Source organism: Flavobacterium anhuiense (assembly GCF_900101855.1).
In the GTDB taxonomy this organism is placed as follows: Bacteria; Bacteroidota; Bacteroidia; order Flavobacteriales; family Flavobacteriaceae; genus Flavobacterium; species Flavobacterium anhuiense.
Genome location: NZ_FMVC01000011.1, coordinates 15,487 through 32,659, shown reverse-complemented (window position 1 = coordinate 32,659; position 17,173 = coordinate 15,487). Strand labels below are relative to the sequence as shown.

Here is a 17,173-nt window from a genome sequence, read left to right as displayed (position 1 = left end):
AAACTTAAAAATGATCACAATTAAAAAGACCGTTAATGCATCTCTTGACAAAGTTTGGAATTTTTGGAACACTCCAGAACATATTACAAAATGGAGCTTTGCTTCTCCTGATTGGCACACGCCTTATGCAGAAGCCGATGTGAGAGAAGGAGGAAGATTCAAATCGACTATGGCTGCAAAAGACGGAAGTATGAGTTTTGACTTTGAAGGCGAATTTACTTTAGTAAAACCAAACCAAGCGCTTTCGTATGTTATGGGAGACGGAAGAAAGGTTGAAATTACTTTTACAGAAACAGCAGAAGGTGTTGAAATAATTGAAAGTTTCGATCCAGAAACACAAAATCCAGAAGAGATGCAACGCGCTGGTTGGCAGGCAATTTTGGATAATTTTAAAAGTTACATTGAAGAAAATTAGTTTTTAGACTCTAAAGTCTCAAAGTGACAAAGGTTCAAAGATTACAAACTTAAATTAGCTTACATTACTCATATGGTTTAAAAGAAATAAATATCTAACCCAACAAAAAAAACAAAAAAAACAAAAAAATGACAAAACAAATATGGTTGAATCTTCCTGTAAAGGATGTGGCAAAAGCGAAAGATTTTTTCTGGAAAATTGGTTTTTCGTTTAATGAACAACATGATACGCCAAGTTCGACGTGCATGGTTGTAGGTGAAGGACATTTTGTGATAATGCTTTTTGAAGAAATGCTTTTTTCAAGTTTTTCCAAGAACAACATTACCGATACGAATTCAAGTTCGGAAGTCTTGATTTCAATCGACGCAGAAAGCAGGGAAGAAGTTGATGAATTAGCTGAAAAAGTCAAAGAAGCTGGCGGAACCATTTTTGCTCCTCCTGCAGAAAACCAAGGTTGGATGTATGGCTGTGGTTTTGCCGATTTGGATGGTCATCGTTGGAATATTCTATTTATGGATTTTAGTAAATTACCAGGTTAAGATGGAAAAATTAATATTTAATACTGAGATAAAGGCTTCTAAAGAGAAAATTTGGAAAGTCTTATGGGATGATGAAACTTACCGAAAGTGGACAAGCGCTTTTTGTGAAGGAAGTTACGCTGAATCGAATTGGAACGAAGGGGATAAAATTTATTTTCTTGGACCTGGAGGAACAGGGATGAATAGCCTTATTGAGACTAAAATTCCAAACGAATATATGGCTTTTAAGCATCTTGGCGAAATCAAAGATTTTAAAGAAGTGCCGCCAAATGAGGAAACGGAAAAATGGAGTGGTTCTATGGAAACATACAGACTGACTCAAAAAGGAGATGTTGTAGATCTTCATGTTGAGGTAGATGTAATCGAAAAACATATTGATTATTTCAAAGATGCCTTTCCAAAAGCGGTAGAATTGATTAAGGAATTGTCAGAGAAGTAAAGCTATAAGAGAGTGAAAAGAGAATAGAAGAAAGAGAATAGAAGAAAGAGAATTTACAACTGATAATTAACAATTAAAAACAAAATATCATGGCAACAGCGGTAAATCCATATTTAATGTTTAACGGAACATGCGAAGAAGCATTTCTGTTTTACAGATCAGTTTTTGGTGGAGATTTTCCTTATATCGGAAAATTTAAAGATGCTCCAGCAGAAGAAGGCGAGGTGCTTTCTGAAGAAGCTTTGAATAGAATTATGCACGTATCGCTTCCAATTGGAAATAGTATTTTAATGGGAAGCGACACACATCCAAGATATGGAGATGTCGGTTTTGGAGATAATTTTTCTGTTTCTATTAATGCAGAAAGCAGAGAAGAGGCAGATAAAATCTTCAACGGACTTTCGGCAGGTGGAAAAGTAGAAATGCCGATGAATGACACTTTCTGGGGATCTTATTTCGGAATGTTTAAAGATAAATTCGGCATCAACTGGATGGTGAGTTTTGACAAAAACGAAGGAATGAAATAACATAAAAGTTACGTTATTTTAATAGCGGTACATAATTGTTAAATTACTCAAAAAAGCACATGAAAATGTGCTTTTTTGTTTCAAAAAAACAAAGATTATTCTTTTTTATCAACGAGAGATTGTCGATTTTTGTCGCTTCATAATCAAGAAAGAAAAATGGCAGCAGAAGACAAAGAAATAATCTTACTAAAAGTTTCTGGACACGATAAAATTGGAGTTACAGCAGGATTAACAGCTGTATTGGCGGCATATGATGCCAATATTTTAGATATCGGGCAAGCTGATATTCACGATACGCTTTCTCTAGGAATTTTGTTCGAAATTGCTGCAGGATCATCATCTGCACCTGTTTTAAAAGATCTTTTGTTTAAAGCATACGAATTGGAAATCAAAGTGAAATTTATTCCGATTTCTATAGAAGATTACGAAACTTGGGTAAAATCACAATCAAAACAACGTTATATTATCAATATTTTGGGAGAAAAACTGGCGGCTTCACAATTGTCTGCAGTGACCCAAATATTGTCAGACCAAAATTTAAATATCGATTCGATTATTCGATTAACAGGAAGAACTTCTGTTGTAGAAAAAGAAGAATATCCGCGTTCTTGTATTCAATTGTCTGTAACGGGTGAAATTGTAAACAAGATCATAATGACAGCGAGTTTTATGGAAATTTCCAGAACGCTAAACGTTGATATTTCTTTCCAAGAAGACAATATTTACAGAAGAAACCGCCGTTTGGTTTGCTTCGATATGGATTCGACCTTAATTCAAACCGAAGTAATCGACGAACTTGCGGAATTGAATGGAGTAGGAGACCAAGTTCGTGCTATTACAGAATCGGCTATGAACGGTGAAATTGATTTTAACGAAAGTTTCAAAAAGCGTATGGCACTTCTAGAAGGTTTGAGCGAAGAAGTTTTGCAAAATGTTGCCGTAAATCTGCCAATAACACAAGGAGCACACCGTTTGATGAAAGCTTTAAAATATTATGGCTATAAAACTGCAATTCTTTCAGGAGGATTTACCTATTTCGGAGAATACCTTCAAAAAGAATTAGGAATAGACTACGTTCACGCCAATCAATTAGAAATAAAAGATGGTAAACTGACGGGAAAATATTTAGGAGACATCGTAGATGGCCAGAAAAAAGCCGAATATCTAAAAGCAATCGCAGAAAAAGAAGGAATTCACATCAATCAGACAATCGCAGTTGGAGATGGAGCCAACGACTTGCCCATGCTAAACTTAGCAGGTCTTGGAATCGCTTTCCATGCGAAACCAAAAGTAAAAGAAAGCGCCTCAACATCCATCTCAAGTTTAGGTCTTGACGGTGTTTTATACTTATTAGGATATCACGATAGATATATTGATATGATGTAATTTGCAATCTGTCACCCTGAGCGGAGTCGGAGGACTTTCATGTAGAAAAGGGCTTCGACTCCGCTCAGCCTGACAAAGTAAATTCATCTATGTTATTCAGCAAAGAAGAAATAGCATTCAGAATTCCATAATCAAAATAAAAAACAAACCTCAGTCTTTGCAATAAAAGGCTGAGGTTTGTTTCCGGGTCGGGCTATCCGTTTCAATCTTTTTATTTTTAAAGAAAAAATAAAAAGGATTTCCACTTCTATCCCTCATGCGGGTTTAGTGGAATTAACGTTTTATTTTCTAGATTCCAATTCATTTTTAATCTCCTTCAAATTCTTAAGATTCAAGAAAAGAATAGGCAATAAGGCAACAGGAATAACATTCATGGCACTAAAACCCTTCATGAAAACGATGAATATATTAAGAATGAACAGCATAAAAAGCACAACGCAAAATACGGTATTCACGGTTTTTAGTGTTTTCTGATTTTTAATCAGTTCTTCAGTGGTCATTTCGCTAAATTTTGTGTCTTTCATTTTATATTGTTTTTAGCACATTTCTTTTAATTGTTCTAAATAATCTCTCTGATTCGAAAGTCTCGGAATTTTATGCTGACCGCCCAATTTATCTCTTTCTTTTAGCCAGTCATAGAATAAATTTTCACGGGCAACATTAACCACCAAAGGATTTAAAGTCATATTATTGTAGCGTTTCGCTTCGTAATCAGAATTCAACGTTTGTAAAGTCTCATCAAGCACTTTTTGGAAAAGACCTACATCGGCAGGATTTTTCTTGAATTCGATCATCCATTCATGAGCGCCTTTTTCTTTGTCTTGCATAAAAATAGGAGCAACTGTGTAATCTATAACTTCAGTTTGAGTCACCTGACAAGCTTTTGCAATAGCTTGATCGGTGTTTTCAACCATTAATTCCTCACCAAAAACATTAATGTGATGCTTCGTTCTTCCCGTAACTCTAATTCTGTACGGATTTAAAGAAGTAAAACGAACTGTATCGCCAATTAAATATCGCCATAAACCAGAATTTGTAGTAATAACAATAGCGTAATTTTTATTTAATTCAACATCTGCCAGACGAACTACTTTTTGGTTTGGAGTTCCAAAAGTGTCCATCGGAATAAATTCGTAGAAGATTCCGTAGTCCAGCATCAGTAGTAAATCGCTCGAATAATTTAGATCCTGAATCGCAAAAAAGCCCTCAGAAGCATTGTAAATTTCGTAATATTTAAAATCTGAACTAGGTAAAATTTTCTTGTATTGTTCTTTATATGGAGAAAAACTCACACCGCCATGAAAATATACTTCAAGATTTGGCCAAAGTTCCAATAAGTTTTGTTTTCCTGTATTCTCTAAAACTTTATTCATTAAAACCAGCATCCAAGATGGAACACCTGCAAAACTAGTTACATTTTCATTTTTGGTTTCGTTGATAATAGCTGCAAGTTTGGTTTCCCATTCGCTCATCAATGAAGTTTTGCTGCTTGGAGTACTGCTGAATTCTGCCCAAATTGGCATATTTTCAATCAAAATTGCCGATAAATCTCCAAAGTAAGTATTGTTGTTTTCGTAAATCTGAGAACTTCCTCCCAAACGGAGACTTTTTCCTAAAAACAATTCAGAATCTTCATTATTATTCAAATAAAGACAAAGAAGATCTTTACTGCCTTTATAATGGCAATCTTCCAAAGCCTCATTACTTACGGGAATAAATTTACTTTTAGCATTTGTAGTGCCACTCGATTTGGCAAACCATTTAATAGGGCTTTCCCAAAAAACGTTTTGTTCGCCTAAACGTGTGCGTTCAATAAGTGGCTGCAGTTCTTCATAAGTTGCAATAGGAACTCTTTCTGCAAAGGTCTGATAAGAATTAATACTCGAAAATTCATATTGTTTTCCAATAACTGTATTCTCAGATGCCGTCAATAAGTTGTGCAATAATTCTTCCTGAACTTCATTAGGGTATTTTAAAAAAAGCTCTATTTGATGAATCCTTTGTTTTAGGACCCAAGATGCAAACGAATTGATAATAGATAAAGGCATGAATTTGTTTTTAAGTTAACTGATTTTAGGTTTTAAATCTTACAATCTTTGTAAAACAAAAAACATAAAATTTGAATATCGAGAGACAAATAGTAACTTTGTCTTCATATCAAAAATACTATTTTTTTGTAAAAAACAATTCTATTTGAAGTAAAGATTCCAACTATATAAACGAATTTTAACACAAAAAATTTTAAATCTTTTGATAAATCTAAATCAGCAATTATAAAAAAATACGAATGCAATATCAAGGCGTACTGACAAAAATGCAAACTGAACTTGGAAGTCCAATTCAATATTATTTGGTTTTCGAAGATAGTTTCTTACATGTGAATCAATTATTAGACAAAGAAATTGAAATCGATTTTGTAGGCTGTCAATGCTTGAATTGCGGGAAGAAGAAAAAAATATACCGACAAGGTTTTTGTTACGAATGCTTTTATTCAAGTCCAGCAGTTGGAGATTGGATTATGAGGCCAGAATTGAGTACAGCACATTTAGGAATTGCAGACCGAGATTTAGAATACGAATCAAAAGCGCAGCTACAGCCCCACATTGTGTATTTGGCTTCGGCTTGTGAGATAAAAGTGGGTGTAACGCGGAAATCGCAAGTGCCAACTCGTTGGATAGATCAAGGCGCTTCGCAAGCTATTGCTATTGTTGAGGTTCCGAACAGATATTTGGCTGGAATAACAGAGGTGGCACTAAAAGATTATTATACAGATAAGACGAATTGGAGAAAAATGTTGCAAAATTCTGTTGAGACTTTTGACCTGATTGCAGAAAAAGCCAAAATCGAAAGTTTGATTCCGTCAGAAGTTAAAGATTATTTTTATGCTCAAAAAAATGATGTTTACGAACTTCAATATCCAGTTTTAAGTTATCCTGCAAAAGTGAATAGCTTAAATTTAGATAAAACATCTTCTTTCAGTGGAAAACTAACGGGGATTAAAGGCCAGTATTTATTATTTGAGAACGGAACAGTATTTAATATCCGAGGTTCTGAAGGTTATGTTGTCACAATTAATGTCTAGGTTTAGTCGGTATTTGTCGATAATTTTTATGTATACGTCTATTAAAGTGTTAAATATATTATAATTTATTGTAATTTTAACTCAATTCCAAAAACAAAAAGATGTAAATATTGATACATTTCGTTACAATTTTGTAACAAATGCTTATTGGAAGAATTTATTTTTAGAAAATAAAAGGAGGTAGATTTGAGTTTGCCACTATTTTAAATTTTAATTGAGATTTGTAATCCCCCTAAATTATTCCATAAATGAGTGTTTTAAGCAAAATTAATGTACACAGAAGAAACATAATGCGGAACCTGACAAAGAATGTTGGAAAAGCAAATATACAGGACGATTTTATTTTGGTCGACAAGAGTGAAATCAAGAAAGTTCTTATCTGCAGACCAAATGGAAGGTTAGGTAACCTTTTATTGATTACCCCACTCGTTCAAGAAGTGTCTGAAATGTTTCCAAATTGTAAAATCGATTTATTTGTAAAAGGCACATTAGCTCCCATTATTTTTGAAAAATATGATAGCGTTGACAAAATAATTCATTTGCCTAAAAAGCCATTTAAAAGTTTAGTAGAATATTCAAAGGTTTGGATTTCATTAAAAAAAGCACACTATGATTTAGCTATTAATGTAGATCAAAATTCTTCTTCGGGCCGATTGGCAGTTCAATTTTCAAATGCAAAATACAAGTTTTTTGGAGATTCCATCGATGAGTCTGCGGAACAAAAGAATGATTTTGAACACATTGCAAAATATCCAGTCTATAATTTTCGAAATTTTTTATCAAAACTTAGGTTGCCAACAAACAGCAATAAAATAATTGCGCCTATAGATCTCAAATTATCAGCTTCTGAAATTACAGAAGGTAGAAAAAAACTAAAAGAAATTACAGACAACGATAAAAAAACGATTTGCATTTTTACTTATGCGACAGGAGCAAAATGTCTTTCGGAAGAGTGGTGGGAAAAATTTTATTCTCAGCTTACTGCAGAATATAAAGATTATAATATTATTGAAATTCTGCCGGTAGAAAACGTATCGCAAATCGGGTTTAAAGCACCATCATTTTATAGTAAAGATATTCGCGAAATAGGATCTGTTATTGCAAATACAGAGTTGTTTATTGGTGCAGACAGTGGCATTATGCACTTGTCGAGTGCGGTACATACACCAACTATTGGGCTGTTTTCCGTATCAAATTTGAAAAAATATGAGCCGTACGATAATTGCAGCATTGGGATAGATGTAAATCTCTACACGAAAAAGAAATACATAAAAACAATAAATACTATTTTGAATAACGGTAGATTGAATGGTTTGTCAAAAGCGATATAAAAAAAATCCTGTTCATTTTGAACAGGATTTTTTTTTAAAGCTTCTAAGATTCTAAGATTTTTTAGCTTTAGAATAAACTCAGTATCTTAGAAGCTTAGCATCTCAGCATCTTTCTTTATGGATTCTTCTTCTTAAACAATCCATTCAATAAATCACTTGCTTTTTTAGTTACTTCCTGAGTTTTTTGCTCTTTTTCAGTTTTAGCAGCCTGAGTCGTATCTTTTGCTTTAGTGTTTTTGTTGATCAAATCTGTAAGTGCTGAAGTTCCTTTTTGAGTCAGTTTTTCTTTCTGCTGGTTGACCAATTGCGTAGTCAAATTGCTAACAGCAGCTTTCATATCTGTACTGACTTTAGGATTTGAAAAATTCCCTGTCAAAGAAGCATTAATTGGAATATTATCTAGTTTTGCAGCGTCTGCAGGAGACATTTTCGCAATTAAATTATTAGCTTCAGTTCCTAAATATTTGGCAGGAACATCAAATTTTAGATTGTAATTCATGCTTTGGTCAAAGCCATGAGTTCCGCCAACGCTTACTTTAATGTCTTGGTATTTAATATCAAACGGTTTAACATTTACTTTTCCGTTATCAAAAGTCAATGCCATTTTTAAATCGTTTAGATTCAATTTGTTTAGATCTAGAAACTTCACGTTTGAAGTAAGCGAATTTAAAACTGTCGAATTTTTGGCATTTACCGTAGTAGATAAAAGCTGACCTAATAAATCTCCTGAAATCGATTTTAAATCTGGTGTCAATTCTTTTGCATCCAAATTACCATTCAGTTTGATAGTCGAATTCAGTTTTCCGTTTATGATTCCGGCAATTGGCGCAATTTTTTTCATCATATCCAATTGTGTAAAAGTCTGCGCAATATCAACTTGATTGAAACCTAAATTCATGTCAAAAGTCGGCACTTTTTCTTTTGTAGAAACCGCTCCGTTAAGACCGATAGACCCTCCAAAAATGTTTGTTTTAAAGTTTTCAAGAGTTGCTTTTTCATCCTTAATAAGCAATCTTCCAGAAACATCCTTTAATTTCAAATTATCATATAAAACTGTTGTTGCTTTTGCATTTAACGTGCAGTTTAAGAAAGCAGGAATCTTCATTGCATCAGCTGGTTTTGCAGGAGTTTTGGTTTCCTCTTTTGCAGGTTCGCCAGCAGTCATGAAATCATCAACAGCTAATTGGTTTGAGCTCATATTGAAGTTTCCTTTCAGTTCTTGTTTTTTAAACATAAAACCATAGAAATTCTCTAAAACTCCGTTAATGCTGATATCGCTTTTTCCAGTCGTAGCATCAAACTGCTTTAAGTTAATTTTGCTCGGATTGAATTCGACCAACGCTGTGCTGATGTTCATCGATTTATTGTTTTCATCAGTATATTTAAATCCTGACAAGCTCATTGTACCAGCATTTTTGATGTTTTGGTACTGGCTCTTTTCTACAGAAGCCATATCAAAATTGGTAGTAACATCTGCTTTTAAAATACCTGCCAAAGGTTTATCCATTTTAATTGGATACGCTTTTGAAAGATTAGCTAAGTTGATTGTTCCTTTTAAAGCCGCATCGATAATAGGATTTACAGTAATGTTTTTGATATTCGCTTTAGCGTTAAAAACATCTTGGTCAATTCTAAATGATAGCTTGTCCAGGTTCACATAAGTATCATTTAAAATTCCAGTTTCGTTAATGATTTTCGTATCAATTACAATATTTTGAACCGATTTTGGAAGGTTTGGATATTGGAAAGAAGCATTGTTTGATGCAATTTCAATATTAAATTTAGGTACAGTTGTATCTGTAAGTTCCCCTTTTGCAAAACCATTTACGGTAAAATCTCCAGTTGTTTTTACGCCATCTAAACCAGCAGCGTAAGCCGAAGGAATTAAGCCTAAGAAATTGGTAAAAGATGAAGTAGGAGTTTTAAACTTTAAGTCGTAAATCTGAGCTTTCTCTGCCATTTGAATGAATCCATCGAATTCTAAAGGCAATTGATTGATTAAAGCTTTATTTTCTTTGAAAGTATATTTGCTTTTCTCTAAATCGATTCCAAGGACAGCGTCTAAAGTTAGTTTCACATTTTTCATGTAATTTATTTTATCCATGTCTAATGAAACTTTTGCAGTAGATTTTGTAGCCAGATCTAATTTTGAATTGGTAAAATCTCCAGTTCCTTCGTGGTTTAAACTGTCAATTACCATTTTAATTTTAGAACCTTGATCGATGTATCTAAAAGTAAAATTCTCAATTTTATAGTTTTGAATTTTCAAGGCAAGAGGTTTGCTTGCTTCGTCTTTGGCATTTTCTTCTTTTTTGTCTTTTAGAGCAATATCAAAGTTTCCGATACCATCTTTATTGAAGATAATATTTACTAATCCGTTTGTAGAACTAATTCCCTGAATGCTTAAAGGTTCATCTTTTCCTTTGAAAAGTTCTTTAATGCTCATTTTTAAATTCAATTCTCCTAATGAAACCAAAGTGTCGCCTTCAAAAGGAGCTTTGTTGATGATGACTAATTTCTCGATTCCAACTGTTGCGTTTGGAAAATTCTTAAACAAACTTAAATCAGCATCTGTAAAACTTACTTTAGCATCAACACTTTCGTTAATGGCTTCGACAATTTTAGCCTTAATCTGGTCTTTAAACAAAAACGGAATGGCAAATAATGCAGCAACAAATACCACAAGGACTATGGCACTTATTTTTAGAACTTTTTTTAGCATATAAATAGATTTGAGGGTTTACATTTTTAAAATCGACTCCTGCAAAAATAGTTTTTTTTACTAGAGTTTGAAGATAAAGTTTTCTTAATTGTGTAGGAATTTTATTAAAATTTATAAAATAAAAAAAATCCGTTGAGAACTATTTTCAAAACGGATTTTTTAGGGTATTTATTTTATCATTTCTCAATAAAAGAGACAATCTTCTCAACTAAGGCTTCAGAAATTGGAAGTGTTTCATTATTATAACTAGCCATATTATCTTCCTGATTGCCATCAATAATTTTCATAATATGGTTCATCTTGTCAATAATCTGCAAATCTGCATTTTTGCTGACTTGTTTTAGGTTTTCGGCATCTTTTACTGCAATCTGAATGTCTTTGTTTCCTTGTACGATTAATACAGGAATAGTAAGTTTTTGTATTTCGGTCTGCGGATTGTATTTGAACCAAGAAATCAGATAAGGCTGAACGCTTGGTCTAAAAAGAGAATTCAACATTGGATCTACTTTTTTTACCTCAAATCCGTTTTTTAAACTATCAATTATTGGAAAAGTCATGTCATTAAGCTGTTTCATTGACTTTGCTCCAATCTGTGTTTTTAAAATCTGATCTGCTGGTTCGCCTGCGCCTGCAATCGAGATAAACTTATCGGCTTTTGCACTGGCAACCATTCCAATTAAAGAACCTTCGCTGTGTCCAATTATAATTATTTTAGAAAAACGTTTGTCTTGTTTTAAATAATTAATCCAGCTTTTGGCATCTTGAATGTAATTTTCAAAAACCAAACTGCTTTCAGATCCGCCTGCTGCTTTACTTTCCCCAATAGCTCTTTTATCGTAACGCAATGATGCAATTCCGTTTTTAGCCAACGCTTCTGCCAGCATTTTCAACGAATTGTTTTTCATCATCGGATTATTTCCGTTTCTGTCCGTTGGGCCAGAACCAGCAATGATCAAAGCAACTGGAAACTTTTTGGTTAAATCTGGCGTTGTCAGCGTACCAAAAATCTGATCATTATTTATTTTTAAGATTGCTGGCGTTTCCTTAAACGTGATTTCTTTTTTGGTTTGGGCATTTAAGAAACTCCAAAATAAAACCGTTAGAAAAAGAATTACTTTATTCATCTTTTAATCCAATTAATAAATATTGATTCCGTAAGGCAATATGGCTTGTATTCCTTTTTGTTTTTGGAATTTTTTCACCTGTTCAATAAGAAGATAATTTTCTTCTCCAATTTCTTCTTTTATAAACGCTTCTTTCGATTTTGCAAAAGGGAGATTACCCAGCAGATCATTTAAGGTTTTTTCATATTCAGGATAATTCTGAGTGCTGTATTTTTTCACTTTAGCAATTTTTGCAGCTTCAACAATCGCATCATTCAAGCCGCCGATTTTATCAACCAAACCAATTTTTAAAGCTTCAGTTCCAGACCAAACTCTACCTTGAGCAATAGAATCAACTTGTGCAAAAGACATTTTGCGGCCTTCAGCAACATGGCTTACAAATGTGTTATAAATTTTTTCTACTCCTTCTAAAGTAAAGGCTTTGAATTTTTCATCGACAGGTAAAAATGGACTATAGTTTGCAGCATTTTCATGCGTTTTAACTTGCTCAGAATTGATTCCTAATTTATTTGCTAATGGACTAAAGTTTGGAAGCATCCCGAAAACTCCAATAGATCCTGTGATAGTGTTGTTTTCAGCAAAGATTTTATTGGCGTTACAAGCGATGTAATAACCGCCAGATGCAGCATAATTCCCCATAGAAACCACAACTGGTTTTACTTTTTTCGTGATTTCTATTTCTCTCCAAATTAAATCAGATGTTAGAGCGCTTCCGCCTGGGCTGTCAATTCTAAGAACGATCGCTTTTACATCGTCATTTTTTCTTGCTTCTTGTAGAGAACGTCTCATCGAACCTTCTCCAATTGTATTTACATCTCCTTCGCCGCTTCCAATTTCGCCTTGAGCGTAAATAATAGCGATCTGATCTGTTGCAGTATTAGCTAAAGCTGTTGTTACGTGATTTTGAGTATAATCTGTGATCGAGATTTTATTGTAATCTTCGTCTTTGTCTACCTTTAAGGCTTTTCTAATCGCATCATGGTAAACGTCTTCATAAGCAACAATATCAACCAAATGCTGTTGTTTGGCCATTTCTGGAGTTCTTGCCAGAAGACCATTTGCAATTTCGTTTAGTTTAGGCAACGGAATATTTCTGCTTTTTGAAATATCAGCTGAAACAGTTGCCCAAATAGAGTTCAAAAGTGCAGTAATCTGTTCTCTGTTGGCATCGCTCATTTTATTTTCTAAGAAAGGTTCGACGGCACTTTTATATTTTCCGTGACGAATTACTTCCATGTGGATTCCAGATTTATCTTGAAAATCTTTGAAAAACATAACTTCAGAAGAAAGACCTTTAAAATCTAAATCTCCTGCTGGATTTATATAAATCGTATTAGCAACAGAATTTAAATAATATTCTTTTTGAGAATAAGTATTGGCATAAGCCCAGACAAATTTTCCAGATTTTTTAAAGCTTTCAAGAGCATTTCGTAAATCTTTATATTGTGCAAGACCAAGAGAAGATTCGTCATTTAAAATCGAAATTCCTTTGATGTTATCATCTGTTTTTGCCGCTTCGATAGCATTAATAACATCGGTCAGACCAATGCCTTTTTTGTCTGAAAAAACAGTTACCCACGGATCTTTGTATTTTCCTGCGTAATCGTTTTTGATTTCTTTTAAGTTCAATTCGATAACCGAATCAGATTTAACAGAAACCGTGTCGTCTCCGCCAAAAATGGCTCCGATAAAGATTACTCCAAAAAAGAAGAGCATAATAAATACAAAAATACCAATTACTGTGGCAATTACATTTCCTAAAAACTTCATATGTATATTTTTTTAATAAGTAGCGAAAAAGGGCAAAATGTTACAAACTAGACTTCTAAATTTATGATTTGATTTGAGACGTCGTTTCACAAATATATTGGTTAATTCTAAAATAGTTTTAGTTAATTTGCATTAATTATGAAATTACAGCATCAAGTCGTTTTATCGATAGGCAGCAACCAAGGCAGCAGACTAGAAAACATTCAGAAATGTATTGATTTAATACACCAAAATGTGGGAACTGTCATTCAGGTTTCAAAACTTTACGAGACTCCTGCATGGGGTTTTGAGAGTGATGCTTTTTATAATTGCGCACTTCTTTTGCATACCTATTCATCTGCACAAAAAATACTCAATCAAATTTTAAAAGTCGAAAAGGAACTGGGAAGAATCCGCTTGAATCAAGAAGGGTATCAGTCTAGAATTATTGATGTTGATTTGATTGCTTTTGATGCTGAAATAATTGATACAGAAAAACTTCAGGTTCCGCATCCATTAATGCAGAATAGAAATTTTGTTTTACTGCCAATGCAAGATTTAAAGTTAAATTGGAAACATCCTATTTTGCAGAAAACAATTTCTGAACTAATCGCAATTACTCCAGATGACAGTGTATGTACAGTTGTTCAGGATTTAAAAAGTCCGATAGGAGAAATTCCGTTAAACCAATTTAATTATGTTGCTTTTGAAGGCAATATTGGAGCAGGAAAAACTACTTTGGTGCATAAAATTGCAGAGGATTTTAATGGGAAAACAGTTTTAGAAAGATTTGCTGATAATCCGTTTCTTCCAAAGTTTTACAAAGACCAAAGCCGATATGCGTTTCCTTTAGAAATGTCTTTTTTAGCCGATCGTTATCAGCAGTTAGCCGATGATTTGGCGCAATTTGATTTGTTTAAAGATTTTATTGTTGCCGATTATCATATTTTTAAATCGCTGATTTTCGCAAAAATAACGCTTGCTGAAGACGAATATCGTTTGTACAGAAATTTATTCGATATTATTTACAGAGAAATGCCAAAACCAGATTTGTATATTTATTTATATCAAAATACGGATCGTCTTCTTCAAAATATCAAAAAACGCGGACGCGTTTATGAACAGAATATTGAAGCGGCATATTTAGAAAAAATCAATAACGGTTACTTGGAATACATAAAATCTCAAACCGATTTGAATGTTTTAATCATCGATGTTTCTGACCGTGATTTTGTAAAAAATCACGAAGATTATCTTTATATTTTAAATGAAATTAAGAATAAAACGGCTTCTTAAATTTATATTATTCCGAGCTGTTTTCTAAGTTTTGCAGATAATTTTTCCTGAACAAGACGATAAGATTGTTGAATGTATTTTTCCCATTCTGATTTTTTCATTCGAGTGATATCATCAATTAAAACCCATTTGTATTTGGCAACATAAGGCGCAGGTTTAAATCCAGGTCTATTGCTCATTTCCTCAAATTCTTCGTCCAAAACTTTAAATGAAGCAGAAGTGGGATTTTGGTCAAGCCCAACAACACAATACATTTTTGAGCCCACAGAGAATACTAGGTCGTGTTCCCATTTAATATCTTCAGTTGTGCCAGTTAGTTTTTGACAGATTTCTCGAATGGTTTCTATATTCATAATTATCTTTTTAATGTAAAATGTCCTCTTAAAACCGGCATTGAATCGTCTACTTTTAAAGCGTACCAATAATCAGATGCGGGAAGCGGAACTTGGTTTAGAGTGCCATCCCAACTCATTTTGAAACGGCTTAATTGAGCTATTAGTTTTCCGTAGCGATCAAAAATTGTAACGACAGCTTGAGGATAATTTTCCATTCCGGTAACCTCCCAAACATCGTTATAAGAATCATTGTTTGGCGTAAAAAATGCAGGAAAAGCAAGTACTACAAATTGTTTGATAGTTCCTCCGCATCCATTTTTTTCTCGTGCATAAGCAGTTTGCAATCCGCCAGGAACATCGTAAAAAACAGTAGAGTTTTGATAATTGACACCATCAACAGAATATTCAAAATAATCTTCTTCTTTTACAGGATAAATAATAGCTCTTGTTCCTTCAACATCAACACGTGCAATTTGCGGAATCTTGTGTTCTTCTACTACAATTGTTTTTGTGCTCGAACAGTTTTCAGGACTTGTAACAACAACAGTATAGGTTCCTTCTTTGCTAACCGTAATTTGTTGAGTAGTTTCATTGGCATTTGACCATAAATAACTCATTCCAGAAATTCCTGCGTCTAATGTTCTAGACTGAAACTGGCATAAAGTCAAAGTCTCATCTGTAACAGTTGGAGGCGTATAGATTACAATGTCTATAGGAGTTCTAGTTGGATTTGTGCATCCATTATTTGAAGCTTCAGCATAATAAGTTGTATTGGATGAAATTGTTGGAGTTGTAAAAGTTGTTCCTTGAAAAACGCTTGTTCCACCAGTTGCCGAAGTATGCCAGTTTATAGTTCCAATATTTGAAGTTGCTTTAATCGTTAGAGTTCCTGGACCGCAATTTGTATAAGTATTTTTTTCAGCTATTGGAGCTACAGGGGTGGGATATACAGTTGCTTTTACTGATTTACGGTTAGATTCGCAACCAGCATCAACATAATAAGTTGTAGTTGCGTTTATTGGTGGTGTAGTGTATGTTGGGCCAGTTGCCAATAAATTTCCTCCAACAGCGGCATCAAACCATCTAATTGTCGTTCCAGCAGTTGAAGTCGCATTAAAGGTAAAGCTTCCCGAATCACAAACTGGAATTGGATCAATAGCTGGAGTTGCTGTAGGGATGGTAATTTTGGTGCTTGTGGCAATTTCTAACGGAGCTTCTCCTGGCATTCCGCCATATTCCACCACATAGCCTTTTGGCTGATAATTACCCGTCGCATCTCCTGTATTTGATAAATCATTCCAAGAACCTCTTATTCCAACACCAGGCTGAGTGATATGGGCATAATCTTCGTCACCTTGTTGGTTAGGTTCGCCTGTGTTCCAAAAAGCAAAATTAGGAGTCGAACCATTTGCGTTGCCATTCCAAAAAACAGTTCCAGATTCAGGACCTGTCACCCATTTCCAGATACCTTCAGTTTCAGCATCGCTTCCTCCAATCCATCCAGTTCCAGAAGCTTGCTCACCAATTAGTTTTGCTTCATCAGCAGATAAAATGGTGGCTAAGTATCCTTGAAGACCATAATAGGTGCTTGATGTGGCTAAATCTCGTGCACTTGTCCAAGTTACACCCACATTTGGGATAAAGAGATAGTAATGTCCAGTAGATGGCAAATAATTGGCTTGTCCAATAGTAATCGAAAATGTTCTTGTTCCATTAGCTGTTGCAGAAGAGTTAGTAAATACAACATCCTTTACTGCTGAAACAAAATCATCATAAGGAATGTCAGCAGTAGTTGTTCCCGACAACCTTAGCTTTCCGGAAGTAGCGTCCCAACTGGTTACAATATTAGGATGCAAGGTCGGATTTGTTAGTTCTAATCGGTCAAAGCCATTTGAATATCCAGACGAAATCTGAATATAAAGTACTTGTGTCCCATTTTCGGCTATATCATGATTAATTGTAAAGTCGGTTACAATCTTTATAGATGTTTGTGGGCAGTAAAATTGATCTCCTTGCGCAATAAGTTTTGGAGGGTCAATGGCAAAATCGCTTTTCTTTTGTTTTTTTATTTTTGAATTTACGATAGGTTTTGAAAAGTATATATTCTTTTTGTTAAAAGTTTTTGATTTTTCATTTGCATTAGAAAAATTAAAACTTAAAACGGAAAGTAAAACGGCAAATGCTGTTAATTTGATATTCTTCATTCGCTAAAAATATCAATAAATTGA

General features: G+C 33.9%; 15 protein-coding genes. 8 read left to right on the top strand and 7 right to left on the bottom strand.

Translation table 11 applies throughout. The features are described 5' to 3' along the window. Positions 1-10: 10 nt before the first annotated feature. From BLP44_RS22430 to serB, 5 genes are all read left to right on the top strand, one after another. Positions 11-415 (top strand): SRPBCC family protein, encoded by a 405-nt coding sequence (locus BLP44_RS22430; protein ID WP_091136545.1) that lies wholly within the window; start codon positions 11-13, stop codon positions 413-415. A 128-nt stretch (positions 416-543) separates the two neighbouring features. Beyond that, positions 544-954, top strand: a complete 411-nt coding sequence (locus BLP44_RS22425) for a VOC family protein (protein ID WP_066032758.1) — start codon at positions 544-546, stop codon at positions 952-954. A gap of 1 nt (position 955) precedes the next feature. Then, positions 956-1,393, top strand: a complete 438-nt coding sequence (locus BLP44_RS22420) for an SRPBCC family protein (RefSeq protein WP_008467301.1) — start codon at positions 956-958, stop codon at positions 1,391-1,393. An 89-nt stretch (positions 1,394-1,482) separates the two neighbouring features. Then, complete coding sequence (locus BLP44_RS22415) at positions 1,483-1,920, top strand: VOC family protein (RefSeq protein WP_008467300.1); 438 nt, start codon at positions 1,483-1,485, stop codon at positions 1,918-1,920. A gap of 156 nt (positions 1,921-2,076) precedes the next feature. Beyond that, positions 2,077-3,306, top strand: a complete 1,230-nt coding sequence (gene serB, locus BLP44_RS22410; RefSeq protein ID WP_035691791.1) for a phosphoserine phosphatase SerB — start codon at positions 2,077-2,079, stop codon at positions 3,304-3,306. Positions 3,307-3,587: 281 nt separating this feature from the next. Here the strand turns inward: serB and BLP44_RS22405 are convergent, their stop codons facing one another. Then, entirely contained in the window at positions 3,588-3,830 is a 243-nt protein-coding gene (locus BLP44_RS22405) for a redox-active disulfide protein 2 (RefSeq protein ID WP_066032755.1), read from the bottom strand. Between the two features lie 12 nt (positions 3,831-3,842). Next, on the bottom strand, positions 3,843-5,354 hold the full coding sequence (locus BLP44_RS22400) for a GH3 auxin-responsive promoter family protein (protein ID WP_008467294.1): 1,512 nt from the start codon (positions 5,352-5,354) through the stop codon (positions 3,843-3,845). 239 nt (positions 5,355-5,593) lie between these two features. On the opposite strand from BLP44_RS22400, the gene BLP44_RS22395 reads away from it, so the two are divergent. After that, positions 5,594-6,388: a DUF2797 domain-containing protein gene (locus tag BLP44_RS22395; RefSeq protein ID WP_091136541.1), complete on the top strand. Its 795-nt coding sequence runs from the start codon at positions 5,594-5,596 to the stop codon at positions 6,386-6,388. A gap of 248 nt (positions 6,389-6,636) precedes the next feature. Then, a complete protein-coding gene (locus BLP44_RS22390) occupies positions 6,637-7,719 on the top strand; it encodes a glycosyltransferase family 9 protein (RefSeq protein ID WP_091136537.1) in 1,083 nt (360 codons plus the stop codon). 115 nt (positions 7,720-7,834) lie between these two features. Here the strand turns inward: BLP44_RS22390 and BLP44_RS22385 are convergent, their stop codons facing one another. From BLP44_RS22385 to sppA, 3 genes are all read right to left on the bottom strand, one after another. Then, positions 7,835-10,441, bottom strand: coding sequence for an AsmA-like C-terminal region-containing protein (locus BLP44_RS22385; protein WP_008467287.1), 2,607 nt, complete (start codon positions 10,439-10,441; stop codon positions 7,835-7,837). A 176-nt stretch (positions 10,442-10,617) separates the two neighbouring features. Then, entirely contained in the window at positions 10,618-11,565 is a 948-nt protein-coding gene (locus BLP44_RS22380; RefSeq protein ID WP_091136534.1) for an alpha/beta hydrolase, read from the bottom strand. Between the two features lie 12 nt (positions 11,566-11,577). Beyond that, the gene (gene sppA / locus BLP44_RS22375) at positions 11,578-13,335 is read right to left on the bottom strand and encodes a signal peptide peptidase SppA (RefSeq protein WP_091136530.1); all 1,758 of its coding nucleotides are present in this window, start codon (positions 13,333-13,335) and stop codon (positions 11,578-11,580) included. 138 nt (positions 13,336-13,473) lie between these two features. On the opposite strand from sppA, the gene folK reads away from it, so the two are divergent. After that, on the top strand, positions 13,474-14,610 hold the full coding sequence (folK, locus tag BLP44_RS22370) for a 2-amino-4-hydroxy-6-hydroxymethyldihydropteridine diphosphokinase (protein ID WP_091136526.1): 1,137 nt from the start codon (positions 13,474-13,476) through the stop codon (positions 14,608-14,610). A gap of 2 nt (positions 14,611-14,612) precedes the next feature. On the opposite strand, the gene BLP44_RS22365 is transcribed toward folK, so the two are convergent. Both BLP44_RS22365 and BLP44_RS22360 read right to left on the bottom strand, forming a co-directional pair. Then, the gene (locus tag BLP44_RS22365; RefSeq protein ID WP_008467279.1) at positions 14,613-14,963 is read right to left on the bottom strand and encodes an MmcQ/YjbR family DNA-binding protein; all 351 of its coding nucleotides are present in this window, start codon (positions 14,961-14,963) and stop codon (positions 14,613-14,615) included. 2 nt (positions 14,964-14,965) lie between these two features. Further along, positions 14,966-17,149 (bottom strand): Ig-like domain-containing protein, encoded by a 2,184-nt coding sequence (locus tag BLP44_RS22360; RefSeq protein WP_091136522.1) that lies wholly within the window; start codon positions 17,147-17,149, stop codon positions 14,966-14,968. Positions 17,150-17,173 lie beyond the last annotated feature (24 nt).